Source organism: Vibrio sp. V19_P1S1T109 (assembly GCF_002241375.1).
Taxonomy (GTDB): Bacteria; Pseudomonadota; Gammaproteobacteria; order Enterobacterales; family Vibrionaceae; genus Vibrio; species Vibrio anguillarum.
In genome coordinates this window covers 1-9,413 of sequence record NZ_NDIM01000098.1, presented here as the reverse complement: position 1 = coordinate 9,413, position 9,413 = coordinate 1, and the positions used below count along the sequence as shown (strand labels likewise).

10 protein-coding genes are annotated in these 9,413 nt (G+C 44.0%); 6 read left to right on the top strand and 4 right to left on the bottom strand.

Going from position 1 to position 9,413, the window contains the following annotated elements; translation table 11 throughout:
- Positions 1–48 precede the first annotated feature (48 nt).
- Positions 49–1,224 carry a lytic polysaccharide monooxygenase gene (locus B9J87_RS04735; RefSeq protein WP_094149570.1) on the top strand — a complete coding sequence of 392 codons (1,176 nt, stop codon included), beginning with the start codon at positions 49–51 and terminating at the stop codon, positions 1,222–1,224.
- A 91-nt stretch (positions 1,225–1,315) separates the two neighbouring features.
- On the opposite strand, the gene B9J87_RS04730 is transcribed toward B9J87_RS04735, so the two are convergent.
- Positions 1,316–1,720: a cystatin domain-containing protein gene (locus B9J87_RS04730; RefSeq protein WP_094149568.1), complete on the bottom strand. Its 405-nt coding sequence runs from the start codon at positions 1,718–1,720 to the stop codon at positions 1,316–1,318.
- Between the two features lie 398 nt (positions 1,721–2,118).
- Here B9J87_RS04730 and ompW point away from each other — a divergent pair, with 398 nt between their 5' ends.
- The 4 genes from ompW to B9J87_RS04710 all read left to right on the top strand — a co-directional run bounded on the left by ompW (position 2,119) and on the right by B9J87_RS04710 (position 5,783).
- Positions 2,119–2,763, top strand: coding sequence for an outer membrane protein OmpW (ompW, locus tag B9J87_RS04725; RefSeq protein ID WP_094149566.1), 645 nt, complete (start codon positions 2,119–2,121; stop codon positions 2,761–2,763).
- A 163-nt stretch (positions 2,764–2,926) separates the two neighbouring features.
- Positions 2,927–3,070, top strand: a complete 144-nt coding sequence (locus tag B9J87_RS17720) for a hypothetical protein (protein ID WP_019281242.1) — start codon at positions 2,927–2,929, stop codon at positions 3,068–3,070.
- 41 nt (positions 3,071–3,111) lie between these two features.
- Entirely contained in the window at positions 3,112–4,947 is a 1,836-nt protein-coding gene (gene empA / locus B9J87_RS04715) for a zinc metalloprotease EmpA (RefSeq protein WP_094147915.1), read from the top strand.
- A 227-nt stretch (positions 4,948–5,174) separates the two neighbouring features.
- Positions 5,175–5,783, top strand: a complete 609-nt coding sequence (locus B9J87_RS04710) for a 2OG-Fe(II) oxygenase (RefSeq protein ID WP_026027933.1) — start codon at positions 5,175–5,177, stop codon at positions 5,781–5,783.
- Positions 5,784–5,834: 51 nt separating this feature from the next.
- On the opposite strand, the gene B9J87_RS04705 is transcribed toward B9J87_RS04710, so the two are convergent.
- The 3 genes from B9J87_RS04705 to B9J87_RS04695 form a co-directional block, all read right to left on the bottom strand.
- A complete protein-coding gene (locus tag B9J87_RS04705) occupies positions 5,835–6,080 on the bottom strand; it encodes a Rho-binding antiterminator (RefSeq protein WP_017045964.1) in 246 nt (81 codons plus the stop codon).
- Positions 6,081–6,097: 17 nt separating this feature from the next.
- On the bottom strand, positions 6,098–6,619 hold the full coding sequence (gene speG / locus B9J87_RS04700) for a spermidine N1-acetyltransferase (RefSeq protein ID WP_013868118.1): 522 nt from the start codon (positions 6,617–6,619) through the stop codon (positions 6,098–6,100).
- A gap of 90 nt (positions 6,620–6,709) precedes the next feature.
- Complete coding sequence (locus tag B9J87_RS04695; protein WP_094149562.1) at positions 6,710–8,170, bottom strand: aminotransferase-like domain-containing protein; 1,461 nt, start codon at positions 8,168–8,170, stop codon at positions 6,710–6,712.
- 97 nt (positions 8,171–8,267) lie between these two features.
- Here B9J87_RS04695 and B9J87_RS04690 point away from each other — a divergent pair, with 97 nt between their 5' ends.
- A complete protein-coding gene (locus tag B9J87_RS04690; RefSeq protein ID WP_176429480.1) occupies positions 8,268–9,170 on the top strand; it encodes a DMT family transporter in 903 nt (300 codons plus the stop codon).
- The last annotated feature ends 243 nt before the right edge of the window (positions 9,171–9,413 follow it).

Genomic DNA, 9,413 nt, shown 5'->3' with positions numbered 1-9,413 from the left:
GAGTGTCGTTCTGTGGCATTGATGCTAATAATACAAAAAGGAAGAATGATGAATAATTTTAATAAAGTCAGTGTATTGGGTTTGCTTTCATTGAGCGGATTGCTTTCTGCTCATGCACAAGCTCATGGTTGGGTTGAATTTCCGAGCGCGCGGCAAAATACCTGTTACTTAGATGGTGGTTTTTGGAGTAATACGATCCCTAATGCAGCATGCCAAGCGGCTTTTGATCAGTCCGGAGCTTATCCTTTTGTACAACGCAATGAAGTGGCGGCCAATGTGGCAAATTATCGTGACATGGCTCATGTTCAAGCTGTTGTTCGCGACGGCTTGTTGTGCTCCGCAGGCAGCAACGCGAAAGCAGGGTTAGATGTTGCTTCACCTCATTGGCAAAAAACGGCCGTGAATTTAGACGCTAATCAACAAATCGAATTAGTCTTTAATGCTACCGCGCCACATAACCCCTCTTATTGGGAGTTTTATCTCTCTAAACCGACTTATACCGGTGAGGCCCCATTAACTTGGGATGATCTGGATCTTATTGATACCAAAGGTAATATCACCGTGGGGACGGATAAAAAATATCGCATCAAGATTACCCTGCCCGCCGATAGAAGTGGTGATGCTGTGCTTTATACTCGCTGGCAACGTATTGATGCCGCGGGCGAAGGTTTTTATAACTGCAGTGATATTAGTTTTAGCGGTGGTGGATCAAACCCAACGGATCCGACAGACCCATCAGAACCTGCGCAGAATCTCAGCGATCTTGGTGGTTATCTTTCACAAGGTTTTGGTCCTGTTGAATCTGGCGATACGGTTCGTTTGCGTACCTTCGATGCCAATGGCAATGAAACGACCGATATCAGCTTAGCGATTTCAGCCAATAATACAGCAACGTGGCCAGCGGAAATGGCAGGTCAGTTTAACCAAGTAAAAAAAGGGGAGTGGTTTATTGGTATTTGGCACCAAGAAATGAATCACTATATGTACGATAGCCAGAATGTGTATGCTAACCGTGTGTTTGCTCCAAACGCGACTTACAGTTATCAGCTTTCTTTGCTAAAAGAGGAAACGCCACAGCCACCTGTTCCCGATAATGCTTGGAATGCGACTAAAATTTATACGTCCGGTGATGTCGTTATGCACAAGCAGCAAACTTGGACCGCACAGTGGTGGACAAAAAATGAAGAGCCCGGAACTACGGGTGAATGGGGTGTATGGCGATAGTATTAAGTAGCTATAGTATCGAGTAGTAAAAAGAGGCCATGGCCTCTTTTTACTCTCTAACTCTGGTTTAATAATGGCTTATGAGATGAGGTTATTCACACAATTTGCCTTGTTTTGCTGGTTGGGTTAACGAGTAATCACCTTCTAAACTGCGATAGATTATCGCATTCCAAATGCTGCCATCATCCATTTCAAACTCAATGGCATAATTCACCCCGTTAACCACTTGTGAACGGACATCGATAATGTCTTTTAATTGTGCATTGCTCTCCATTTGTGCTAAAGCGCTCTTCAACGCTTCTTTAGCTTCGTCGGTAATTTCTGTCGCTTGCCAACCTCCCGGCATCAACTCGCTTGCACAGATGGGTGACGGTACGGCATCTGTTTCCGCCACCACGGTGGTGGGCTCTAGAGCCTTAGCACTTTCTGTTTGCGTTTGTTGATCACACCCCGCTAACGCGAGCAAACCAAATAGAGCTAAAAGAAATCGTTTCATTGAGTTGTCCTTTGTTTTTAGAAAAGCAGAAAGGGTTAATCTGAGGAGTTCATATTAACAATTGTGGTGTGAGGAGTCCGTCAAGCTCTGTTAGGTGCGTGATAAATTATGATGATATTTTCTGACAATAAAACGCTATTACTATTTCTTACCAATATTGTCAGTTTTTAACCATAAATAACAAAGCCATTTCAACGTTAGGCTAGGTGTGATGCACATAAAAAACGCATTACATGACTGTGTGTTTTTATGCCTAGAAAAGTGATCAAGGTTGCAGAGTTGTAAGCTGATCGGCGATAAATTTTACAAATTGATTTCCATCAAAAAAGTGTGGTTTTTATGTGCTACTGTGCGCGCAAATAAAAACTATTACCCCGCCCTACAAAAAGGAAATCACAATGAAAAAAACACTTTGCGGCCTTGCCGTGCTTTCTGCTCTTGTTTCTACGAATGTTTTTGCCCACAAAGAAGGTGACTTTCTTGTGCGTGTCGGTCTTGCCGCTGTGGTGCCCAATGATAGCAGCGATGGTATTTTAGGCTCAAATGAAGAGCTTGCTGTGGACTCAAACGTTCAGCTTGGCTTAACAATAGGCTATATGATCACCGACAATATTAGCTTTGAAGTGTTAGCGGCTACACCTTTTAGTCATACTATTTCAACCAATCTTTTGAACTTAGGTGACATTGCTGAAACAAAACATCTACCGCCAACTTTTATGTTGCAATACTACTTTGGTGAAGCGTCATCGAAATTCCGTCCTTATGTTGGAGCGGGCATTAACTACACCATGTTCTTCGATGAAGGTTTTAACAGTACGGGAAGTGGTGCAACCTTAACGGATCTCAAACTCAAAGATTCTTGGGGTTTAGCGGCCAATGCAGGATTCGATTATATGCTCAACGAACAGTGGTTTTTGAATGCGTCAGTTTGGTATGCCGATATTGAGACCGAGGCAACGTATAAGTTTGGCGGCATTGAGCAAAAAACCGATGTGACCATTGATCCTTGGGTATTTATGATAGGCGCTGGTTATAAGTTTTAGTGGTAGCAAGGTGATTAATAGAAGGCAGCGAGCGCTGCCTTTTTCAATTTCAAGCAAAAATTATATTGATAGTTATGTGCACTATTAAATGTACATATAATTATCATTTATGTTTATCTTGTTGACATGCAAGTTAATTATCATAAAAAATCTTCGAGTTGTTTTGGCTATTGTCTTTTTTGTGACCATTTTATTTGACGCTCGTTTTGCACTATTTTTCCGTGCTACTGGCGAGGTTGGTTTTCTTGACCCATTTTCAATGAGCGAATCATTCGCAGTCACGTCGCTGGTGGTTGATTGGATGTAAGTCGTCAGCGGATGCTAATAATAACTCTCTAGGATTGAGAAATGAAAAAAGTACAACGTCAAATGAAGTGGCTATTCCTCGCAGCCTCTATCAGCGCAGCACTACCAGTATCAGCCGCGAAAATGGTGCAGGTTGATGATCCAAGTCTACTAGAACAAGCTTTATCCATGCAGGCTCGCAGTATTGTGCCAACACAAAATGGCTTTCAGGTGGTAAAAAGCGTCACTCTACCTAATGGTAAAGTCAAAGTTCGTTACCAGCAGATGTATCATGGTTTACCGGTCTTTAATACGTCAGTCGTAGCAACGCAAACTGAGAAAGGTATCGGCCAAGTTTACGGCATGATGGCGCAGCAAATTGATTCTGATGTGGTAAGTACTTCACCACAAGTTGAACAAAAGCAGGCGGTTAGTATTGCACTTACGCATTACCAACAACAAAACCCATCACTAACGAGTGCGGATCTTGTTACAGAAAACGAGCGTGCTCAATTGATGGTGCGTTTGGACGAAAACCAAATGGCTCAAATGGTTTATTTAGTCGACTTCTTTGTTGCAACCAATGAGCCTGCACGGCCATTTTTCTTTATTGATGCGAACTCTGGTGACGTATTACAAACTTGGGAAGGGTTAAACCATGCAGAGGCGACGGGTACTGGACCTGGTGGAAATCAGAAGACAGGTTTTTATCAGTACGGAACAGATTTCCCAGGGTTAGTGATAAATAAAGTAGGCAACACCTGTAGCATGGTGAATAGCGCTGTAAAAACCGTGGATATGAAGCATGCGACATCGGGTGGTTCAACGTTCAGCTATTCATGTAGCGACGCGAGTAATTACAACGATTACAAAGCGATTAATGGCGCTTATTCACCGCTTAATGACGCACACTACTTTGGTAAAGTGGTGTTCGATATGTACAAAGACTGGATGAACACCACTCCATTAACCTTCCAGCTAACTATGCGTGTGCATTATGACAGCAACTATGAAAACGCCTTCTGGAACGGATCGTCCATGACCTTTGGTGATGGCCAAAATACATTTTATCCATTAGTGGATATCAACGTCAGCGCGCATGAAGTGAGCCACGGCTTTACCGAGCAGAACTCAGGGCTTGTTTACCAAAATATGTCTGGCGGGATGAATGAAGCGTTCTCTGATATTGCTGGGGAAGCGGCTGAATTTTATATGAAAGGCAGCGTTGACTGGGTGGTCGGGAGCGACATTTTCAAATCTTCCGGTGGCTTACGTTATTTTGATCAACCGTCAAAAGATGGCCGTTCTATCGATCACGCTTCTCAATACTACAATGGATTAAATGTTCACTATTCAAGTGGTGTATTTAATCGCGCGTATTATTTGCTAGCCAACAAAGCCAATTGGTCGGTTCGTAAAGGTTTTGAAGTGTTCACCGTCGCTAACCAGTTATATTGGACAGCAAACAGTACCTTTGACCAAGGTGGATGTGGCGTCGCAAAAGCGGCACAAGATTTAGGTTATAACAAAGCGGATGTGGTTGATGCCTTTAACCAAGTGGGCGTAAATGCTAGCTGTGGCGTAGTGCCTCCAACGGAGAATGTGCTAGAAAAAGGCAAACCAGTAATAGGGTTACAAGGTACGCGAAGCTCCGAAGCCTTCTATACCTTTACGGTCGCAAGCTCAACCAGCGCTAAAGTTTCGATCAGTTTGGGCTCAGGTGATGCTGATTTGTATGTCAAAGCCGGCAGCAAACCAACCACTTCTTCGTGGGATTGTCGCCCTTACAAATCGGGCAACAATGAACAGTGCACAATTTCTGCAACACCAGGAACCACCTACCATGTGATGCTCAAAGGCTATAGTAACTACAGTGGTGTAACGTTAAGACTGGATTAATCATCTTTATTGATTAAATTTAAAGGGGCACGAGTCAGTGCCCCTTTGTTATGTAGGAGGGTATTCAACGATAGGTTGTTCAACAACCACGGTGTTTGTTTCTAGTCTTTTCTTGCCAGCTTCTCCGCCTCCACAAATTCGCCTTGTCTTAAGCATCGAAACACCGATTTGTTGTTATGGCTTGCTATCGATATAACCACAGCACTTTTGTTATATGTAGTGTGAAAATGTCGTTAGATAAATTGATGGACGCAATTGCCGATCAAGGTTGGTACATATGGGATGACTTTTTAACACCAGAGCAAACCAAAAACCTACGAGCGTGTACGCCACCGCAGTTACAAGTGGCGCGAATTGGCAGGCACGATGCCTTGCAATTAGAGGTTGAAATACGCAACGATAAAATCCAGTGGATTGAAAACAGCATGGGCCTGCCTGTGCAAGACTATTTGCAACGTATGGAGCAAATTCGGCAAGAGGTTAACCGCCACTTTTTTCTTGGGCTATTTGAATACGAAGCTCATTTTGCCAAATATGAAATAGGGGCATTCTACCAAAAACACCTCGATGCCTTTACAGGCAACGCCAGCCGCAAACTGACGACGGTATTTTATATGAATGATCGGTGGTGTGGTGCTGATGCAGGTGAGTTGGTTATTTACGATGTTCAAGATCAGTATCTCGCGACGGTTGCGCCGATAGCGGGGCGTTTACTGGTCTTTTTATCCGAACGTTTTCCGCATGAAGTACAACCTACCAATGCTGAGCGTTTCAGCATCGCTGGGTGGTTTCGCATTAATGGCGTGACAGGCAACAAGCTCGATATTGCCAGTTAACGCAAAAAAGCTAATAAGTAAGCGTGGCTTTTGTGCTGCCACGCTCTTTTATCAGTCAAATTTGATCAGGGTAAAATGAGGATGTGAGCTTAATGCCTCCATCATCAATAAGGCATTGGTTTCAATTAAGTGTTCACTTTGCTCATTTTTCAACACAATGCACTCTTGTTGGTGTTCATTGCGCAGAGTGTCCATCGCGGTACCTGAATAGGTAAGACCATTTTTTAAGGTGAGCTTGACGGGCAAATGAAACAAACACGCGAGCTCAATGTAATCATATTGACTGCAAGTGACCATTATTCACTCCTATGACGTTACGCGGGCTTATTAAGATACGCGTTTTGCAAAATGTACATGCGCTTTACGTCACGATATTGGCCATTAATGAAGAATTCTTCAACTAAGTGCCCTTCCTCAACAAAGCCGGCTTTTTGGTATAAATGGATGGCTTTTTCGTTTTCCGTCGACACATGCAGGTAGATTTTGTGTAGGTTCAAAATGGTGAAAGAGTAGTCTAAGGCTTTGTTGATCAAGGTTTGTGCAAACCCTTTTCCTTGATGCTCTGGCGTGATGATGATCTGAAACTCGCCACTGCGGTGAATGTAATCAATTTCAATTAATTCAACGAGACCGATCAGTTCCTTATCTCGGTTCTCAACCACAAACCGACGCTCGGCGTTATCGTGAATGTGCTTGTTGTACAGCTCTTCCAGCTCATCAAAAGATTCATAAGGCTCTTCAAACCAGTAAGACATAATGTTGCGGTTGTTATTGAGATCATGGATAAAGCGTAAGTCACCGCGCTCTAACGCTCTTAATGATAATTGATTATTCATAGCAAACCTTCATTGAACTAAGGCATTCATCTTATGCCGACTTTGTTGCAATACAAGTGGTTAGTCAGCAATTTTTTAAAATGCGTACGCTTACGTCTTGTGATCTGATGCCGTGAGATGAATCAGTTCGGTCAGTTTGTTTATGCTTTCCTGCCATGCCATGTTGTCTTCAAAGTTCGCTACACTGAAACGGATACAGTGTTGGAATTGCCCCTGTGTTGCAAAAAGATGCCCCGGCAGGAGGCTGATTTTGTTTTGCAGGCCACGTTGATAAAGCTCAAAACTATCGATGAATGGCGGAAGTGTCAGCCAGCATAAAAATGAACCTTCAGGTCGGCTTAATTGAAACTGCCCTTGCAGCGACGGGTAGTGATTGAGCGAGGTGGTGAGCAATTTGGCAAAGCGCTGCTGGTTCAGTTGGTAAGTGCGGCGCATTTTGGCTAGATGTTGACGGTACTTACCACTTTCGAGAAATTCCGCTACGGCTGATTGGATTAAATTCAAGCTGCCCATATTCTCGCTGAGCAGTATCTTTTCTATTTGCGCTTGATACTTTCCAGCGATGATCCAACCGATCCTCAGCCGTGAATCCAAGGTTTTGGAGAGCGAATTGATGTAAATAACGCGGCCTTTGCCATCCAGCATCTTCAAGCAAGGTATCGGCTTTTGAAAATACAGGCCACCAAACACATCATCTTCAATAATTGGTGTATCACCACTGACAGCCAAAAGCTGTTTACGTTTTTCCAGAGGCATTTGTGAACCGATTGGGTTGTTAAAATTCGGCGTGACGAGAATCGCCTTAATCGGCCATTGAGATAGCGCTTGTTCGAGGGCGCTGATGTCGATGCCTTCGACACTATGGCTGGGGATCTCCACCACTTTTAAGCCTAATGATTCAAGCAACAGCAGCGTGCCAAAATAACAAGGTGACTCAACGGCCACAATGTCTTCGCGCTTGGTTAATGCACGAAATGCGAGGCTGATGGCCTGCTGACCGCCATGCGTAATGGCGATTTCTTGTGCTTTGATTTGTAGGCCCAAATCTTGCGATATTTTTAGCAGTTGTTTGACTAAATGGCTATTACCTGGCGGTAGCTGATAGTGGCTAGGAATGTGCGTTTGCTGGCGGCTGTGGCGGCCAATTTCTGCATACAAACTACGAATCGCGGCGCCTTGCGTATTAGGATGCGCTGAACCTGCGGGCATGTGATGTTTCACTGTGGGTTGAACCAAAATTGATTTAGATAAAGAGAGCAGGTCAATGCTATTGGGTTGTGGCAGCGGAATTTCCAAAGGGGTTACAGCACCTTGGACTCGATAGCCTGAACGAGGCTGAGAGTAGACGACATTCATCGCTTCTAACTCTTGATAAGCACGAATAACGGTATTTTTGCTGACAGACAATTGTCCGCATAGCTGGCGAATGGAAGGCATTTTATCGTGTGTGTGGAATAAACCATCGTCGATGGTCTGCTTAAGATGACGTTTTACCTCAGTATATTTAGGTTCAGTATATTTAGGATCCGTGTTTTTAAGCTTACTTTTCATTCTGTACCCACTAAATTATTCAAATCTGTGCCTTTTGCGCATAACTGTACCCAAATAAAGTAGCAGCATAGAATCGATTGTGGCTAGGAATTTTGTGATGTTTGTAAGAATGATCCCGTTCTTGTTTGTCGTGCTATGGGCATCTGGTTTCGTTGGCGCAAGGTTTGGCTTAATGTATGCGGAACCTGCCACGCTGCTCACGCTGCGCATGGTGGCGAACGTGGTGCTTTTTATTGGTTTGCTGTTATTGCTCAAAAGGCGCATTCCGCGTGGTCGCCATTTGTGGCATTCCTGTATAACGGGCGTGTTGATTCATGGTTGCTATTTGGGCGGAACCTACCAAGCGATTTCTTGGGGAATGCCAGCAGGTTTAAGTGCTCTGCTGGTGGGGACGCAACCCATTTTGACTGCGCTGCTGCTGGTTTTTATGAGTACAGAGCGCTTTAATCTGGCGCAGTGGTTAGGGTTAGCTCTTGGGTTTTCTGGGATAAGTCTCGTCTTGATGGGTAACATTGAGTGGCAATCGGAAGCACACAAATGGCCTGCCATTAGTTTGTGTTTGTTATCTCTGCTCGGCATCACGCTCGGCACCTTATATCAGAAAAAATTTTGCCAAGGTGTGGATATGATTGGCAGCGCTACCGTGCAATATGTGGCTGCGTTATGCCTATTTTTACCTTGGGCTTGGAGCTTTGAAACCATGCAAGTGCAATGGACACCGACCTTTATCATGACACTGGTATGGCTGGTTGTGGTGCTGTCATGTGTCTCTATTTTATTGCTGTTGTATATGGTTGAACACGGTGCGGCCTCAAGTGTGGCTTCAGTGTTTTATCTTGTACCGCCAACCACCGCCATTCAAGCATGGCTTGCTTTTGATGAATCATTGGATGGGTTTGGTGTTGCGGGCTTCTGCCTTGCCGTTACGGCTGTTTATCTGGTGGTGAAAAAGCCGAATCTGCTGAGAAAATTGGCGAAACCGGTATTTGAGCGTTCATAAAATTCACCCCTATAAATCGAACTTAGAATGGGGTGCTCTGCTGGTGGTCGGGTAATAAATGGATAATTTCTGACTCGCGGCGGCACCTAATGACTTTGCCAATTTTTTCAGATTGATCTTAAGCGATGCACTCAAAAATGCGCAGCCCTTCCTCTGTTTTCCTAAAATATTTTACTGTGTCATCTAGTTTTAAACTAAGTGAAACACAACTGTCATATTTGCGTCCTAAAGTGAGTTTCGTTC